18 protein-coding genes are annotated in these 14,731 nt (G+C 72.4%); 14 read left to right on the top strand and 4 right to left on the bottom strand.

Annotated features, from left to right (window positions below; genetic code table 11):
* Nucleotides 1-51 precede the first annotated feature (51 nt).
* Nucleotides 52-1,209 carry a YncE family protein gene (locus JJI54_RS24640; RefSeq protein ID WP_203076067.1) on the bottom strand — a complete coding sequence of 386 codons (1,158 nt, stop codon included), beginning with the start codon at nt 1,207-1,209 and terminating at the stop codon, nt 52-54.
* A gap of 140 nt (nt 1,210-1,349) precedes the next feature.
* Here JJI54_RS24640 and JJI54_RS24635 point away from each other — a divergent pair, with 140 nt between their 5' ends.
* The 5 genes from JJI54_RS24635 to JJI54_RS24615 all read left to right on the top strand — a co-directional run bounded on the left by JJI54_RS24635 (nt 1,350) and on the right by JJI54_RS24615 (nt 5,872).
* Nucleotides 1,350-2,231 (top strand): 2-dehydro-3-deoxygalactonokinase, encoded by an 882-nt coding sequence (locus tag JJI54_RS24635; RefSeq protein ID WP_203076066.1) that lies wholly within the window; start codon nt 1,350-1,352, stop codon nt 2,229-2,231.
* Complete coding sequence (locus JJI54_RS24630) at nt 2,222-2,836, top strand: 2-dehydro-3-deoxy-6-phosphogalactonate aldolase (RefSeq protein ID WP_203076065.1); 615 nt, start codon at nt 2,222-2,224, stop codon at nt 2,834-2,836. Before JJI54_RS24635 ends, JJI54_RS24630 begins: the two co-directional genes overlap by 10 nt.
* Nucleotides 2,837-2,951: 115 nt before the next feature.
* Nucleotides 2,952-3,995, top strand: a complete 1,044-nt coding sequence (locus tag JJI54_RS24625) for a TRAP transporter substrate-binding protein (RefSeq protein ID WP_226382070.1) — start codon at nt 2,952-2,954, stop codon at nt 3,993-3,995.
* Nucleotides 3,996-4,040: 45 nt separating this feature from the next.
* Nucleotides 4,041-4,547 carry a TRAP transporter small permease gene (locus JJI54_RS24620; protein ID WP_203076064.1) on the top strand — a complete coding sequence of 169 codons (507 nt, stop codon included), beginning with the start codon at nt 4,041-4,043 and terminating at the stop codon, nt 4,545-4,547.
* Entirely contained in the window at nt 4,547-5,872 is a 1,326-nt protein-coding gene (locus tag JJI54_RS24615) for a TRAP transporter large permease (RefSeq protein WP_203076063.1), read from the top strand. Before JJI54_RS24620 ends, JJI54_RS24615 begins: the two co-directional genes overlap by 1 nt.
* Here the strand turns inward: JJI54_RS24615 and JJI54_RS24610 are convergent, their stop codons facing one another.
* Nucleotides 5,873-6,265: a rhodanese-like domain-containing protein gene (locus JJI54_RS24610; RefSeq protein ID WP_203076062.1), complete on the bottom strand. Its 393-nt coding sequence runs from the start codon at nt 6,263-6,265 to the stop codon at nt 5,873-5,875.
* Nucleotides 6,266-6,318: 53 nt separating this feature from the next.
* Nucleotides 6,319-6,501 (bottom strand): hypothetical protein, encoded by a 183-nt coding sequence (locus JJI54_RS24605; protein WP_203076061.1) that lies wholly within the window; start codon nt 6,499-6,501, stop codon nt 6,319-6,321.
* 126 nt (nt 6,502-6,627) lie between these two features.
* On the opposite strand from JJI54_RS24605, the gene pcaF reads away from it, so the two are divergent.
* From pcaF to JJI54_RS24580, 5 genes are all read left to right on the top strand, one after another.
* The gene (gene pcaF / locus JJI54_RS24600; protein ID WP_203076060.1) at nt 6,628-7,836 is read left to right on the top strand and encodes a 3-oxoadipyl-CoA thiolase; all 1,209 of its coding nucleotides are present in this window, start codon (nt 6,628-6,630) and stop codon (nt 7,834-7,836) included.
* A gap of 101 nt (nt 7,837-7,937) precedes the next feature.
* Complete coding sequence (gene pcaDC, locus JJI54_RS33190; RefSeq protein WP_203076059.1) at nt 7,938-9,077, top strand: bifunctional 3-oxoadipate enol-lactonase/4-carboxymuconolactone decarboxylase PcaDC; 1,140 nt, start codon at nt 7,938-7,940, stop codon at nt 9,075-9,077.
* On the top strand, nt 9,077-9,781 hold the full coding sequence (gene pcaH / locus JJI54_RS24590; RefSeq protein ID WP_203076058.1) for a protocatechuate 3,4-dioxygenase subunit beta: 705 nt from the start codon (nt 9,077-9,079) through the stop codon (nt 9,779-9,781). Before pcaDC ends, pcaH begins: the two co-directional genes overlap by 1 nt.
* Before the next feature lie 14 nt (nt 9,782-9,795).
* Nucleotides 9,796-10,338 (top strand): protocatechuate 3,4-dioxygenase subunit alpha, encoded by a 543-nt coding sequence (gene pcaG / locus JJI54_RS24585; RefSeq protein WP_203076057.1) that lies wholly within the window; start codon nt 9,796-9,798, stop codon nt 10,336-10,338.
* 75 nt (nt 10,339-10,413) lie between these two features.
* On the top strand, nt 10,414-11,760 hold the full coding sequence (locus JJI54_RS24580) for a class-II fumarase/aspartase family protein (RefSeq protein WP_203076056.1): 1,347 nt from the start codon (nt 10,414-10,416) through the stop codon (nt 11,758-11,760).
* Here the strand turns inward: JJI54_RS24580 and JJI54_RS24575 are convergent.
* On the bottom strand, nt 11,757-12,128 hold the full coding sequence (locus JJI54_RS24575) for a response regulator (protein WP_203076055.1): 372 nt from the start codon (nt 12,126-12,128) through the stop codon (nt 11,757-11,759). The genes JJI54_RS24580 and JJI54_RS24575 overlap by 4 nt on opposite strands.
* Nucleotides 12,129-12,432: 304 nt before the next feature.
* Here JJI54_RS24575 and JJI54_RS24570 point away from each other — a divergent pair, with 304 nt between their 5' ends.
* Genes JJI54_RS24570 through JJI54_RS24555 form a run of 4 tightly spaced genes read left to right on the top strand, consistent with a single transcriptional unit; the run spans nt 12,433 to nt 14,703 of the window.
* Nucleotides 12,433-13,410 carry an NAD(P)/FAD-dependent oxidoreductase gene (locus JJI54_RS24570; protein ID WP_203076054.1) on the top strand — a complete coding sequence of 326 codons (978 nt, stop codon included), beginning with the start codon at nt 12,433-12,435 and terminating at the stop codon, nt 13,408-13,410.
* Nucleotides 13,407-14,003 (top strand): pyridoxamine 5'-phosphate oxidase family protein, encoded by a 597-nt coding sequence (locus JJI54_RS24565; protein ID WP_203076053.1) that lies wholly within the window; start codon nt 13,407-13,409, stop codon nt 14,001-14,003. The genes JJI54_RS24570 and JJI54_RS24565 overlap by 4 nt, the downstream gene beginning before the upstream one ends.
* Nucleotides 14,000-14,260, top strand: a complete 261-nt coding sequence (locus tag JJI54_RS24560; protein WP_203076052.1) for a DUF3253 domain-containing protein — start codon at nt 14,000-14,002, stop codon at nt 14,258-14,260. Before JJI54_RS24565 ends, JJI54_RS24560 begins: the two co-directional genes overlap by 4 nt.
* Nucleotides 14,257-14,703 carry a DUF1499 domain-containing protein gene (locus JJI54_RS24555; protein WP_203076051.1) on the top strand — a complete coding sequence of 149 codons (447 nt, stop codon included), beginning with the start codon at nt 14,257-14,259 and terminating at the stop codon, nt 14,701-14,703. The genes JJI54_RS24560 and JJI54_RS24555 overlap by 4 nt, the downstream gene beginning before the upstream one ends.
* Nucleotides 14,704-14,731: the final 28 nt, after the last annotated feature.

Here is a 14,731-nt window from a genome sequence, read left to right as displayed (position 1 = left end):
CGCTCCCCCCGATACCCCCCAGGCCAGGGCCGAGCCGGCCCTGGACCGTCTTCAGCGGGGCGCCGAGCCCAGCGCGGCGCTCCCACCCGGTAGCGGCAGCGTCTGGCCGACCGCGGCCAGCGCGCCATCCTCCGCCACGCTGAACAGGTTGAGGCTCTGCTCCACCATGTTGCCGACCAGCAGCGCATTGCCCGCGCGGTTGAAGGCCGCACCCTGGGACCAGGTGCCGACACGCCCCTCCCCGGCCGGGACGAAGCGCATGTCCTGCACGCGATAGGTCCGCACCAGGCCAGGGCCCCGGAAGGGCGAGGTCTCCGCCTTGTTCGACCCGTTCATCACCGTCACCGCCACCAGCCGGCCATCCGGGCTGACCGTGATCCCCTCCGGCGTCTGCCCCACCGTCAGCGTATGCACCACACGCCAGGTGGCGGGGTCGCCGCGCAGGCTGATGAGGCTGATCGTGTCCTCGTCACCCCCGCCGCGCCCGATATTCGCCACCGCCGCCCAGGTGCCGTCCGGCGCGATGCCGATGCCATAGGGGCGGAGCCCGGCCGAGATGGTGCGGTTCGTGCGCGTCACATTCTCACCGTTGATGGCCAGCACATGGATGAAGAAGTCGCCATCCCGCGTCACCAGCGCATGCCGCCCATCCGGCGTGATGGCGACGGCGGAGACGCCGGTCGCCGCCGGCCCGATCTCCACCGTGCCCACCGCCTCCAGCCGCGCATCCCGGATGCGGAAGACGGAGACGCTGCCCGCCTCCCGGTTCGCCACCAGCGCCAGCGTGCCGGCCCGGTTCACCGCGATGCCGGCCGGGCCCCGCCCCGTCTCCAGCGTCTGCACCACGGCGGGCGGCGTCGCGCGCAGGTCGATCACGGAAAGCAGGTTGTGCGGCACCGTCTTGCTGTCATCCGCGGGATCGATCCGCTGGTTCGCCGTCACCAGCACCAGCCGCTCATCCGGCGTCAGCGTGACGGAGGAAGGCGGGCCGACGACGGAGGTCGGCGCCGCCACCTCCGCCACCTGGCGCGGCGGCGTCGTCGAGAAATCGAAGACCGTGACGGTATCGGCGGGCGGGCTGGCCGCGATCACCGTCATGCCGTTGATCAGCCTGGCCTTCGCATCATTGGCCGAGGCGACGAGCTGCGCCTGCGCCGGCGCCGCGGCCAGCGCGATCAGCGCCGCCCCCGCGAGAAGGGTTTTCTTCAACGTCCTGTCCTCCCAAGCCGGATCGGAAGTCCGGTCGCGTGATCCTCCGCCCTCACCGCCGCGCGATGCAAGGCCCGATGGGCTTGCAAGCCGGGCGGGGGCGCGCCAATCGACAGGGAGTGGGGAAACGAGGGGGCCGCATGATCGGCGTGGATTGGGGCACCAGCAGCCTGCGGGCCTATCGCATCGGGCCCGGCGGCGCGGTGACGGACCGGCTGGACCGCCCGGGCGGCATCATGACGGTGGCGGGCGGCCGCTTCGCGGAGGCGCTGCTGGATGCCATCGGCCCCTGGATCGCCGCGGGCGAGACCCGCGTGCTGCTCTGCGGCATGATCGGCAGCCGCCAGGGCTGGGTGGAGGCACCCTACCTCCCCTGCCCCGCCGGCCCGGCGGAGATCGCCGGCGCCACCATCCCCGTGCCCTTTCCCGATGCGGAGACGCGCCTGGTCCCCGGCCTGACCAGCGCCGACGAATCCGGCGTGCCCGACGTGATGCGGGGCGAGGAGACGAAGCTGGTCGCGCTCGCCCGCCTCCTCGGCGATGCGCCGGCGCTGGCCTGCCTGCCCGGCACCCATTCGAAATGGGCGCGCCTCGAAGGCGGCCGCGTCACCGGCTTCTCCACCCAGATGACGGGCGAGGCCTTCGCCGCGCTGTCGCAGCACACCATCCTGGCCCGCACGGCGGAGGATGGGCCGGACCAGCCCGCCGCCTTCGCCCGCGGCCTGGCCCGCGCCCGCCAGCCCGGCGGGCTGCTGCACCACCTCTTCGGCACGCGCACCCTCCATTTGATGGACCGGCTGCCCGCGAGCGAGACGCGGTCCTACCTCTCCGGCCTGCTGATCGGGCATGAGGTCGCCTCGGCCGCGCAGGGCGCCACCCACGTGCAGCTGGTCGGCGCCGCCGGCCTCGCCGCGCTCTACGCGACGGCGCTGCGCGATGCCGGCATCGCCGTCACCACCCATGACCCGGACCTGGTCGCGTCCGGGCTGCACCATATCGGCGGGAGCCTCGGATGGCTGTGACGCTCAAGGACTGGCTGGCGCGCTGCCCGCTGGTGGCGATCCTGCGCGGCATCAGGCCGGAGGAGGCGGAGGCGACCGGCGATGCGCTGCTCGCCGCCGACATCCCCGTGCTGGAAGTGCCGCTCAACAGCCCCGACCCCATCGAGAGCATCCGCCGCCTGGCCAGGCGATTCGGCGACCGCGCGCTGGTCGGCGCCGGCACGGTGACGGACCCCGGCGATTGCGCGCGCATCGCCGCGGCGGGCGGGCGCCTCATCGTCACGCCACATGCCGATCCCGCCGTGGTGCGCGCCGCCAAGGCGCAGCAGATGCTCTGCGTGCCGGGCTTCTTCACCCCGGGCGAGGCCTTCGCCCTGCTCGCCGCCGGCGCCGATGGGCTGAAGCTCTTCCCGGCGGAGGCCGCCTCCCCCGCCGTGCTGAAGGCCATGCTGGCCGTGCTGCCGAAGGGCACGCCGGTGCTGCCCGTGGGCGGCATGGACGCCACCACCATCCCCGCCTGGCGCGCGGCCGGCGCGGCGGGATTCGGGATCGGCAGCGCCATCTACAAGCCGGGCGACGATGCCGCGGCGGTGGCGGCGAAGGCGGCCGCGCTCCGCGCCGCCTGACCTTTATGCAAGATACAATTGCCCGCCTTGCCTGGATGGGCATGTGCGGGCATTGATTGCGCAGCCGGCGGCTTCCGCCGCGTCCAAGAAACGAAAATCGACAGGGAGCTCCAGGATGCTGATCCATCGCCGCCACCTCGCGGCCCTCGGCGCCGCCGCGCTGGCCTCGCCCGCGCTGGTGCGCCCCGCTTCCGCGCAGGAACTGACGCTGCGGCTGCATCACTTCCTGCCCGCCGTGTCCAACGTGCACCGCCATTTCCTGATGCCCTGGTCGCAGAAGATCAGCGCGGAAAGCCAGGGCCGGCTGCGCATCCAGATCTTCCCCTCCATGCAGCTCGGCGGCGCGCCGCCCCAGCTCTTCGACCAGGCGCGCGACGGCGTGGTGGACATCGTCTGGACGCTGCCCGGCAACACCCCCGGCCGCTTCCCGCGCATCGAGGTCTTCGAACTGCCCTTCGTCGGCAGCCCCAAGGCCGGCCCCAACGCCAAGGCCACCTGGGAATTCTACCAGACCCACCTCCGCGACGAATTCCGGGAGGTGCACCCCATCACCATCTGGACGCATGACGGCGGCGTCATCCACGCCAACAAGCCCGTCACGCGGCTGGAGGATATGCGCGGCCTGAAGCTGCGCTTCCCGACGCGCCAGGCCGGCGAGGCGCTGCGCGCCCTCGGCGCCGCCCCCATCGGCATGCCCGTCCCCCAGGTGCCCGAGGCCGTCAGCCAGGGCGTCATCGACGGCGCCGTGGTGCCGTGGGAGGTCGTGCCCTCCATCCGCCTGCAGGAACTCGTGCGCAACCACACGGAGATCGTGGGCGCGCCGACGCTCTACGCCGCCTCCTTCATCCTCGCGATGAACAAGGCGAAGTACGAGGCGATGCCCGCGGAACTCCGCGCGGTGCTGGACGCCAATTCCGGCATGCTGGCGGCGGAGATGGCCGCCAAGGTCTGGGACGAACAGGGCCCGATCGTGCGCGAGCAGGTCGCCCGCCGCCGGGACAACCGCATCGTCCAGCTCTCCGCCGCGGAGAAGGAGCGCTGGATGGTCGCCTGCCGCCCGGTGATCGACAACTGGCTGAACGCGTCGCGCGAACGCGGCTTCGATGGCGCGGGCCTGCTGGCCGATGCCCGCGGGCTGATCGCGAAGCACGGCGGCTGATGCCGCCGCGGCAGGGCCGGCCCCCACCCGAGACAGGAGCCGGCCTTGTCCGAGCCTGACAGCCCCCCCGCCCCGCCCAGCGGGCCGATCGCCACGGCCGCGCGGCTGCTCGCCTTCGCCGGCGGCGTCTCCCTGCTGGTGGGCGCCTGCATCACGACGGCCAGCGTGCTGATGCGCTGGACCACCAGCCAGCCCATCCGCGGCGATTTCGAGATGGTGCCGATCGCGACGGGCATCGGCGTCTTCGGCTTCCTCGCCTATGGCACGCTGATGCGCGCCAACATCCTGGTGGACACCTTCACCACCTGGCTGCCGAAGCGGGTGAATGATGGGCTGGACGGCTTCTGGACGCTGGTCTGGGCCGCCATCACGCTCTGGCTGGCGGAGCGCATGATCATCGGCTCGCTCGATACCCTCGCCTCCGGCACCCGCACCATCGGGCTGCTGGCGCTGCCCTATTGGTGGGCCATCGGCATCGGCGCGCTGTGCTTCGCGGCCACCGGCATCGCCGCGCTGTGGTGGGTGCCGCGGCACCTGCGGGGGCAGGGCTGATGGCACCGGAATTCGTCCTGGCGGCGACGGGCTTCGCCGTGCTGCTCGGCCTGATCGCGATCCGCGCGCCGGTCGGGCTCGCCATGCTCATCGTCGGCATCGGCGGCTATGTCCACATCCTCGACTGGACCGCGCTCGGCAACTACCTCAAGACCACGCCCTACCACCTCTTCGCCAACTACACCCTCTCCGTCATCCCGCTCTTCATCCTGATGGGCGCGCTGGCGGAGCGTGGCGGGCTGGCGCGGGACCTTTTCGCCGCCGCCAATGCGCTGATCGGCCGCAAGCCCGGCGGCATGGCGATGGCGGTGATCGGCGCCTGCGCCTGCTTCGGCGCGGTCTGCGGCAGCAGCGTCGCCACCACCGCCACCTTCGGCCGCGCCGCGCTGCCGGAACTCCGCCGCTTCGGCTACCCCGCGGGCTTCTCCGCCGGCACCGTCGCGGTCGGCGGCACGCTCGGCATCCTCATCCCGCCCAGCGTCATCCTGGTGGTCTATGCCATCAGCACGGAACAGAACATCGCCAAGCTCTTCATGGCGGCGCTGGTCCCCGGCCTGCTGGCGACGATCCTCTACCTCATCGCCATCGCCATCGTCGTGAAGCTCAAGCCCGAACTCGGCCCGCCCGGGGAGGCACCGAGCCCGGCGGAGCGGCGGGAGGCCTTCCTCAACGTCATCCCCGTGCTGCTGATCGCCCTGGTCGTCGTCGGCGGCATCTATGGCGGCGTCTTCACGCCGACGGAGAGTGCGGCCGTCGGCTGCATCGCCACCCTCGCCGTCGGCGTGCTGCGCGGCACGCTGAAGCCGCGCCAGGTGAAGGAAAGCCTGTTCGCCACGGCCGAGACCACGGCGATGATCTTCGCCATCCTGCTGGGGGCGGAGGTGTTCAACACCTTCCTCGCCCTGTCCCAGGCGCCGGACCTGCTGGCGCTGTGGATCACGGAGCAGGATTTCCCGCCCTACGGCGTCCTCGTCATCCTGCTCGTCGCCTACATCATCCTCGGCGCGGTGATGGATGAGCTGGCGATGATCCTGCTGACCCTGCCGGTCTTCTTCCCCGTCGTCACCGCGCTCGATTTCGGGCTGACGACGGAGGAGACGGCGATCTGGTTCGGCATCCTGGTGCTGGTCGTCGTCGGCATCGGGCTGACGGCGCCGCCCATCGGCCTCAACGTCTTCGTCGTCTCGGGCCTCGCGAAGGACGTGCCCATCGCGCAGATCTACAAGGGCGTCATGCCCTACCTGGCGATGGACGTGCTGCGCCTGGTGCTCTGCGTGGTGTTCCCCGGGATCAGCCTGTGGCTCGTCAACCTGCTGACGGGATGATCACCGCGGCGGCGGGATCTCCGTCTCGCCGCCCGCCTGCTTCCAGGCGGTGATGCCACCGCCCAGATGGGCCGCGCGCTCCAGCCCCATCTCCCGCGCCGTCTTCGCCGCCAGGGCGGATCGCCAGCCGCTGGCGCAGTAGAACAGGAAGCGCTTCGGCTCCTGGAAGACCGGCTTGGCATAGGGGCTGGCCGGGTCGATCCAGAATTCCAGCATGCCGCGGGGGCAGTGGAAGGCCCCGGGGATCCGGCCCTCCCGCTGGATCTCCCGCGGGTCGCGGAGGTCCACGAAGACCACGCCGGGATCGGCCTTCAGCGCCAGCGCCTCGCCGGCCGGCACCGTCTCGATCACCGCCTCGGCCTCGGCCAGCAGGTCCTTGTACCCCTTGCGCATCGCCCCATCCCCCAGGATCGCCGGGGAGGATAGGGCGCGGGCGGCGGGGCGGGCTAGCTCCGCTCCGGATGCACCGCCGGGCCGGGCGGCGCCGGGCCGGGGTCGGTCGGCCCCTCCACCGGGCGCTGCGGCGGCTCATGCACCGCGGGCCCGACCGGGGCCGGGCCCGGGTCCGGCTTGTGCTCGGGCTGCACGCTGGTGTTGGACCCGCCGCCGCGCTCCGTCGAACCGCTCATCCACCGCTTCCTTCCATGCGCATCGCGCCCCGAACGCGCGGCAACCGCCAGGGTTCGCCCCCTCCCGCGGTTGACGGCAGGGCCCCGCGGCGGCACCAACGCGCCACGAACGGAGGGACCCCCACCATGGCCGACGCCTTCATCTGCGACGCCGCCCGCACCGCCATCGGCCGCTATGCCGGCGCGCTCAAGGATGTCCGCCCGGACGATCTCGGCGCCGTGCCGCTGAAGGCGCTGATGGCCCGCAACGCCGGCGTGGACTGGGCGGCGGTGGATGACGTGATCTTCGGCTGCGCCAACCAGGCGGGTGAGGACAACCGCAACGTCGCCCGCATGTCCCTGCTGCTGGCCGGGCTGCCGGAAGGCGTGCCGGGCGCCACCGTGAACCGCCTCTGCGGCTCCGGCATGGATGCGGTCGGCATCGCCGCCCGCGCCATCAAGGCCGGCGAGGCCGAGCTGATGCTGGCCGGCGGCGTGGAGAGCATGACCCGCGCCCCCTTCGTGCAGGGCAAGTCCACCGAGGCCTTCGGCCGCGCGGCCGAGATCTACGACACCACCATCGGCTGGCGCTTCGTGAACGCGAAGATGAAGGCGGCCTACGGCATCGATTCCATGCCGGAGACGGCGGAGAACGTCGCGCAGGATTTCAGCGTGAACCGCGCGGACCAGGACGCCTTCGCCTACCGCTCCCAGCAGCGCGCCGGCGCCGCCATGGCGCGCGGCCGCTTCGCGGAGGAGATCGTCCCCGTCTCCATCGCGCAGCGGAAGGGCAACCCCATCATCGTGGACAGGGACGAGCATCCCCGCCCCGACACGACGATGGAGGCGCTCGCCAAGCTCGGCACGCCCTTCCGCAAGGAAGGCGGCAGCGTCACCGCGGGCAATGCATCCGGCGTCAATGACGGCGCCTGCGCCATCATCCTGGCCAGCGAATCGATGGCGGCGAAGTCGGGGCTGACGCCGCGCGCGCGCGTCGTCGCGGCGGCCACGGCCGGCGTCGCGCCGCGCATCATGGGCTTCGGCCCCGCGCCCGCGGTGCGCAAGGTTCTCGCCAAGGCGGGGCTCTCGCTTTCCGACATCGCCGTGATCGAATTGAACGAAGCCTTCGCCGCGCAGGCGCTCGCCGTCACGCGCGACCTCGGCCTGCCCGATGATGCCGAATTCGTGAATCCGAACGGTGGTGCGATCGCACTCGGCCACCCGCTGGGGATGAGCGGCGCGCGCCTGGTGCAGACCGCGGTTGCGGAACTGCATCATCGCCAGCAGCGCTACGCGTTGGTGACGATGTGCATCGGCGTCGGCCAGGGCATCGCGATGGTGCTGGAGCGCGTCTGACACTCGACGAATTCAAAACGGGTCTGGAACTACCCCCCAGGTCTCTCCCGTCCCGCGCAACGAAGTGATACGCACGGGTCAGGGCAGGGCGGGGGAACAGGATGTTTCTGCAACTCGGGGACATCGTGGTGCATGCGGTGGTGGAGGGTCCGGCGGAAGCGCCGCCCCTCCTCATGCTGCATTCGATCGGCACGTCGCTGCACGTCTTCGATCCGCAGGCCGCGACGCTGTCGCGCCACTACCGCGTCATCCGCATGGACATGCGCGGCCACGGCATGTCCGGCGTCACCGATGGCGACTACTCCATGGCGCTGCATGCGCGCGATGCCGTCGCGCTGCTCGATTCGCTCGGCATCCGGCAGGCGCATGTGCTGGGCCTGTCCATCGGCGGGCGCATCGCGATGGAACTCGCGGTGCTGGCGCCGGATCGCGTCGCCTCGCTCATCCTGATGGACACCGCGCTGGAATTCCCGCCGCCCCAGGCCTGGCAGGATCGCATCGACGCGGTGCTGAAGGTCGGCACCCAGGCGCTGGTGGAGGTCGTGATGCCGCGCTGGGTGGTCGATCCCTCCCTCGCCTCTTCCCAGGGCCTGCGCCAGATGCTGCTGCGCACGGATCGCCGCGGCTATGCCGGCTCCGCCGCCGCGCTGCGCGATGCGCGCGCCGCCGACGTGGCCGGCAGGATCACCTGCCCCACCACCATCGCCTGCGGCACCATGGACATCGCGACGCCGCCCGAGATGTCCCGCGCCATCCAGGCCGCCATCCCCGGCAGCCGCTATGTCGAGATCCCCGAAGGCGGCCACCTGCCGACCTTCGAGCGTGAGGCCGACACCACCGCCGCCATCCTCGGCCACTTCGCCGCCTTCGCCCCCGCGCCCGGCTACGATGCCGGCCTCGCCATCCGCAAGTCGGTGCTGGGGGAGGCGCATGTGGCCCGCGCCAGCGCCAACATCACGCCGCTCGATGCCGCCTTCCAGGAATGGATCACCGCCAATGTCTGGGGCGGCGTCTGGACCCGCCCCGGCCTGCCGCGCCACACCCGCAGCCTGCTCTGCCTCGGCATGATGGCGGCGCTGGGACGGCATGAGGAGTTCGAGCTGCATGTGCGCGCCACCCGCAACACCGGCGTGACGCCGGAGGAGATCGGGGAGGTGCTGCTGCAGGTCGGCGCCTATGCCGGGGTGCCAACGGCCAATTCCGCGTTTAAGATCGCCAAGAACGTCCTCAAGGAAGGGTGATGAGCGACCCGATCCCCTACCGCCGGCCCGACCCGGCGACCCAGCCGCCCTATGACGCCCCGTCCTATGGCAGCACCCACAAGCGCCACCCGAAGCAGGCGCTGCTGCGCGTGCCGCATACGCTGACCGAGACCAGCGCGCCGCGCTTCGACCAGCGCTTCTACGCCACCCAGGCCGATATGAGCCAGGTGGGCGGCAAGGGAGCCCTCGGCGAGCGCATCATCGTCGCCGGCCGCGTGACGGATGAGGATGGCCGCCCCTGCGCCAACACCATGGTGGAGGTCTGGCAGGCCAATGCCTCGGGCCGCTACCACCACCCGCGGGACCAGCATGACGCGCCGCTCGACCCCAATTTCGAAGGCCGCGCCCGCATCTTCACGGATAGCGAGGGCCGCTATTCCTTCACCAGCATCAAGCCCGGCGCCTATCCCTGGCGGAACCACTGGAACGCCTGGCGGCCCATCCACATCCATTTCGGCCTGCATGGCGCGGGCTGGGCGCAGCGCATGATCACCCAGATGTACTTCCCGGGCGATCCGCTGCTGGCGCTCGACCCCATCTTCAACACCACGGCGGATGAGGCCGCGCGCAACCGCCTGGTCTCCACCTTCGACCTCGAGGTGACGAAGCCCGAATGGGCGCTCGGCTACCGCTTCGACATCGTGCTGCGGGGCCGCGACGCGACGCCCTTCGAGAACGCCTGAGGGGGGCAAGCGCCATGACACCCGCGACCGCGCACCAGACCGCCGGCCCCTACTGGCACATGATCGATTTCCCGGAATGGGCCGACCTGCTCCGGGCCGATGGCCCGAATGCGGGCGCCGAAGGCGAACGGATCACGCTGACCGGCCGCATCACCGATGGCGATGGCGCGCCCGTCGTCGATGGGCTGGTGGAGATCTGGCAGGCCGGCCCCGACGGCGCCTATGAGGGCGGCTTCCACGGCTTCGGCCGCTGCGCCACCGATGCCGAGGGCCGCTACCGCTTCACCACGCTGAAGCCCGGCCCCGTCCCCGGCCTCGGCAACGCCACCCAGGCGCCGCACATCACCGTCACGCTCTTCGCGCGCGGGCTGATGAAGCATGTCGTGACGCGCGCCTATTTCGAGGGCGAGTCGCTCAACGCCACCGACCCGGTCCTGACGATGGTGGAAGACCCCGCCCGCCGCGCGACGCTGGTCGCGAAGCCCGCCGGCGCCGGCGTCTGGACCCTGGACATCGTCCTCCAGGGCGAGGGCGAGACCGTCTTCCTCGACGTCTGAGGCTACCTCCCCCGCGCTTGCGGGGGAGGGTCGGGGTGGGGGTCACGCGCTCCGCCCCCAACCGGAGCACTCCCCATGACCGTCTCCCCCGCCGATGGCCCCGTCTTCGGCGCCGTCTACGGCACCGACGCGATGCGCGCCGCCATGGGGGAACGCGCCTTCCTCCAGCGCATGCTGGACACCGAAGCCGCCCTCGCCCGCGCGCAGTCCCGCCTCGGCATGATCCCGGCGGAGGCCGCCGCCGCCATCACCGCCGCCGCGCGCGTCGAGATCCTCGACATCTCCGCGCTCGCCGCCGCCACCCGCAACACCGGCTTCCCCGTGGTCGGCCTGGTCAAGCAGCTCAGCGCCGCCGCCGGCCCCGATGCCGGCCGCTGGACGCATTGGGGCACCACGACGCAGGACATCGTGGACACCGCCCTGGTGCTGCAGATGCGCGACGCCTTCGCGCTGATCGCCGCCGACCTCGATCGCCTCATCGCCGCCTTCGCGAAGCTGGCACGCGCGCATCGCCACACCGTCATGGCCGGGCGCACCCATGCGCAGCAGGCCCTGCCCATCACCTTCGGCTACAAGGCCGCGCTCTGGCTCGACCCGCTGGTCACCATGCGCGAACGCCTGGCCCAGGCCCTGCCCCGCATCCTCAAGCTGCAATTCGGCGGCGCCGTCGGCACCCTCGCCTCGCTCGGCGACAAGGGCCAGGCCTGCGCGGCGGAACTGGCGAAGGAACTCGACCTCGCCCTGCCCGCCATCCCCTGGCATGTGGTGCGCGATGGCACGGCGGAAGCCGCCTGCTGGCTCGGCATGCTCTGCGGCGTGCTGGCGAAGCCCGCCACCGACGTGATGCTGCTGATGCAGTCGGAGGTCTCGGAGGCCAGCGAACCCGCCGCCCCCGGCCGCGGCGGCTCCTCCACCATGCCGCAGAAGCGCAACCCCATCGCCTGCGAATACGTCATCGCCCAGGCCCGCGCCGCCCAGGCGCTGGTGCCGCAGGTGCTGGGCGCCATGGCGCATGACCATGAACGCGGCGCCGGCCCCATGCAGATCGAGCAGCTGGCCCTGGCCCCCATCTTCCTGCACGCGCACGGCGCCATGGCCCAGGCGCTGCTGATCGCGGAGGGGCTGGTCGTGGACGGCGCCCGCATGCGCCGCAACCTCGATGCCTCCGGCGGGCTGATCGTGGCGGAGGCGGTGATGATGGGCCTCGCCCCCCTGCTCGGCCGCGGCGTGGCGCATGACGTGGTCCACCACGCCTGCGACGTGGCGCTGGCGGAGGGCGTGACGCTGGACACCGCCCTCGCCCGCGATCCGCGCGTGACGGACCACCTGGACCAGCCCGGCATCGCCCGGCTGACCGACCCCGCCGGCTATCTCGGCGCCACCCAGGGCTTCATCGACGCGGTGCTGGCCCGGGCGGGCTAGTTCGAAGCCCGCATGGCGCCGGCGATGGTCGCCGCGGCGCAGGCCACGCTGAAGGGCTTGGCCAGGAAGGGCGCGCCCGCCAGGCCGCGCCCCGGCTCCGCCTGGCGCAACCGGCCGGAGGCATAGACCACCGGCAGGTCCGGCCGCAGCACCCGCGCCGCCCGCGCCAGCGCGAAGCCATCCGCGCCCGGCAGGTTGATGTCCGTCAGCAGCAGCGCGATCTCGGGGTGGTGCGCCAGGACGCGCAGCGCCATCTCGGCGTCCTCCGCCTCCAGCACCTCGAACCCCGAATCCGACAGCCCCTCCACCAGGGTCATGCGGACCAGCGGGTCATCCTCGACGAGCAGAACGTGCCGGGCCGATGCCATGGCGTCCCCTTTTCCACACGCAACCTAGCGCCGCGATCGGCGCGCGGGATGGCCGGGCGGTGCCACGACTGCGTGAGGCACCCGGCCGGGAGGGGGCTGTGGCGCGAAAGCACCAACCATCTGCTCATTCAGTGGGAGGTGATTAACAAGCGGTCAACAAACCCGCCCGATGGAGTCGCGGCGACCCACGCCAGGAAGGCGGGTCGGCCCCGCCGGGGCCGATGCCCCAGGATTCGGGGCGCTGGGCGCCCACCCCCCTTGACGGCCCCTTGCCTCCGGCTCCGGCCACGCCATACACGCAGGCATGGTCCCTCAGAACATCGCGATCGTCGGCGCCGGCCTTGCGGGCATGGCCTGCGCCAAGACCCTCGAAGCCCATGGCGCGCGCGTGCGCCTGTTCGAGAAGAGCCGCCGCCCCGGCGGCCGCATGGCGACCAGGCGGGTGGAGGTCGAGGGTGTCAACCACTCCTTCGACCACGGCGCCCAGTACCTGACCGCGAAGGGCGCCCATTTCGCCGCGGTGCTGGATGCCACGCGCGCGCAGACCTGGCCGGACGTCACCCGCCGCGTCGGCCAGCCCAACATGGCCAGCATCTGCCGCGGCCTGGCCGATGGGCTCGACATCGTGGTGAACCGCCATGTGGTGGAGATCGCCGGCCGCCCCGGCGCCTGGACGCTGCGCCACCACGATGCCGCGCTGATCACGCCCGGCGCCCCCGCCCCCGATGTCCCGCCGCAGGAGGACGGGCCCTTCGATGCCGTCGCCCTCGCCATCCCCGCGCCCCAGGCCGTGCCGCTGCTGGCCGGCCCCGCGCCGCACCTGGCGCATGTGCTGGAAGGCGTCGTCATGGCGCCGTGCTGGACGCTGATGATCGCCTTCCCGACCCGCCTGCCCCTGCCCGATACGCTGCGCCTGACCGGCGGGCCCATCGGCTGGGCGGCGCGGGACAGTTCCAAGCCCGGCCGCAATGCGGAGCAGGAGAACTGGGTGGTCCAGGCCGGCCCCGCCTGGTCCCGCGAACACCTGGAACGCCGCCCGGTGGTGGTGGCGAAGATGCTGCGCGATGCGCTGGAGAAGCTGGTCGGCCAGCCCCTGCCGCCGCCGCTGATCTGCCTGGCGCATCGCTGGCGCTACGCGCTGGTGGAAACGCCGCTCGGCGCCCCCTGCCTCTGGGACCCCGCCACCGGCCTCGGCGCCGGCGGGGATTGGGCAATCGCCGCCCGGGCGGAGGCCGCGGTCGATAGCGGCGCGGCGCTGGCCGCCGCGATCCGGAGGCAATGAGCCGCGGCGGCGCGGACCGCCCGGCCGCACCCGCCACGCTCGATGACACGCTGGCCTGGGCCTTCGCCCTGGTCGCGCGCGGCGTGGCGGATCGCCGGCATCCCTTCCACACCCCGGCGCTGGCGACCATCGGCCTCGATGGCGCGCCGCAATCCCGCACCGTGGTGCTGCGCGGGCTGGATCCCGCGGCCCGAAGGCTGCGGCTGCACACCGATGCGCGCGCGGGCAAGGTGGCGGAACTCGCGGCCGAGCCCCGCGCGGCGCTGCTCTTCTACGATGCCGGCGCGCAGCTCCAGCTCCGCCTGTCCGGCCGCGCCACGCTGCACCGGGACGATGCCGTGGCCGGGGAAGCCTGGGCCACCAGCCGCGATTTCAGCCGCATGTGCTACGCGATCCAGCCCGCCCCCGGCCAGCCCGTGCCGGCACCCCCCGCCGCGCCGCTGGACAGCGCGGCGGGCCGGCCGCATTTCTGCGTGGTGATCCTGCACCTCGACCGCCTCGAATCCCTCCACCTCGCCGCCAGCGGCCATCGCCGCGCGCGCTTCGACTGGGACGCGGCCGGCACCCTCGCCGCCACCTGGCTCGTGCCATGACGGCGACCGAGGCGCTGGAGGCCGAGATCCTCCGCCAGACCGCCGAACGCGGCCCGGAGAAGAGCATCTGCCCGAGCGAGGTCGCGCGCGCCCTGGCGCCGGAGGAGGATGCCTGGCGCCGCCTGATGGGCCCGGTCCGCGCCGCCGCCATCCGCCTGGCGCGCTCCGGCCAGGTGGAGATCCTGCGCAAGGGCAAGCCCGTCGATCCCGCCGCGGAGATCCGTGGCGTCATCCGCCTGCGAAAGTCCGCATCATGAGCACCCTCTCCCTGCTGATGGGCCGCGGCACCGCCGGGCTGCCACCCGCGGAGCCGATCGACTTCAACGGCCTGGTCCTGCCCCCCTCCCCCAACGCCCACCTGGCCGCCCCCGCCGGCGCCACGGCGGAGCGGCATGAGACCACGCCGCTGCTGCCCGTCTCCCCGGAAGCCGCCTGGGCCGCGCTGCGCATGCTGGGCGAAGGGGAGGCGCGGACCTGGAAGCTGGCGGAATGGCCGGACCGGCGGCAGGTGCAATGGGTGGTGCGCACCCGCTTCGCCAATTTCCCGGACATCGTGGCGGGGCAGATCGTGCCCCTGCCCGGCGGCTCCGGCCTCTTCCTCTATTCCCGCAGCCTGATCGGCTATTCCGATTTCGGCGTGAACAAGCGCCGCATCGCCGAATGGCGCGCGCGGATGGACGGGGCGCTGCGCGCCCCCTGATAATGGCGGGGTCCGGCCTCTGGATTCC

Source organism: Falsiroseomonas ponticola (assembly GCF_016805305.1).
In the GTDB taxonomy this organism is placed as follows: Bacteria; Pseudomonadota; Alphaproteobacteria; order Acetobacterales; family Acetobacteraceae; genus Falsiroseomonas; species Falsiroseomonas ponticola.
Note: the sequence above shows the minus strand (reverse complement) of the source record. Positions and strands in the feature narration are given on the sequence as shown.

Excerpts from the sequence above, each read along its gene's own strand:
- pcaF (WP_203076060.1), top strand. The coding sequence starts at position 6,628 with ATGGCCGACGCCTTCATCTGCGACGCCGCCCGCACCGCCATCGGCCGC.
- JJI54_RS24555 (WP_203076051.1), top strand. The coding sequence starts at position 14,257 with ATGAGCACCCTCTCCCTGCTGATGGGCCGCGGCACCGCCGGGCTGCCA.
- JJI54_RS24570 (WP_203076054.1), top strand. The coding sequence starts at position 12,433 with ATGGTCCCTCAGAACATCGCGATCGTCGGCGCCGGCCTTGCGGGCATG.
- JJI54_RS24630 (WP_203076065.1), top strand. The coding sequence starts at position 2,222 with ATGGCTGTGACGCTCAAGGACTGGCTGGCGCGCTGCCCGCTGGTGGCG.
- pcaDC (WP_203076059.1), top strand. The coding sequence starts at position 7,938 with ATGTTTCTGCAACTCGGGGACATCGTGGTGCATGCGGTGGTGGAGGGT.
- JJI54_RS24635 (WP_203076066.1), top strand. The coding sequence starts at position 1,350 with ATGATCGGCGTGGATTGGGGCACCAGCAGCCTGCGGGCCTATCGCATC.
- JJI54_RS24560 (WP_203076052.1), top strand. The coding sequence starts at position 14,000 with ATGACGGCGACCGAGGCGCTGGAGGCCGAGATCCTCCGCCAGACCGCC.
- pcaH (WP_203076058.1), top strand. The coding sequence starts at position 9,077 with ATGAGCGACCCGATCCCCTACCGCCGGCCCGACCCGGCGACCCAGCCG.
- JJI54_RS24565 (WP_203076053.1), top strand. The coding sequence starts at position 13,407 with ATGAGCCGCGGCGGCGCGGACCGCCCGGCCGCACCCGCCACGCTCGAT.
- JJI54_RS24615 (WP_203076063.1), top strand. The coding sequence starts at position 4,547 with ATGGCACCGGAATTCGTCCTGGCGGCGACGGGCTTCGCCGTGCTGCTC.
- JJI54_RS24575 (WP_203076055.1), bottom strand. The coding sequence starts at position 12,128 with ATGGCATCGGCCCGGCACGTTCTGCTCGTCGAGGATGACCCGCTGGTC.
- JJI54_RS24625 (WP_226382070.1), top strand. The coding sequence starts at position 2,952 with ATGCTGATCCATCGCCGCCACCTCGCGGCCCTCGGCGCCGCCGCGCTG.
- pcaG (WP_203076057.1), top strand. The coding sequence starts at position 9,796 with ATGACACCCGCGACCGCGCACCAGACCGCCGGCCCCTACTGGCACATG.
- JJI54_RS24580 (WP_203076056.1), top strand. The coding sequence starts at position 10,414 with ATGACCGTCTCCCCCGCCGATGGCCCCGTCTTCGGCGCCGTCTACGGC.
- JJI54_RS24605 (WP_203076061.1), bottom strand. The coding sequence starts at position 6,501 with ATGAGCGGTTCGACGGAGCGCGGCGGCGGGTCCAACACCAGCGTGCAG.
- JJI54_RS24610 (WP_203076062.1), bottom strand. The coding sequence starts at position 6,265 with ATGCGCAAGGGGTACAAGGACCTGCTGGCCGAGGCCGAGGCGGTGATC.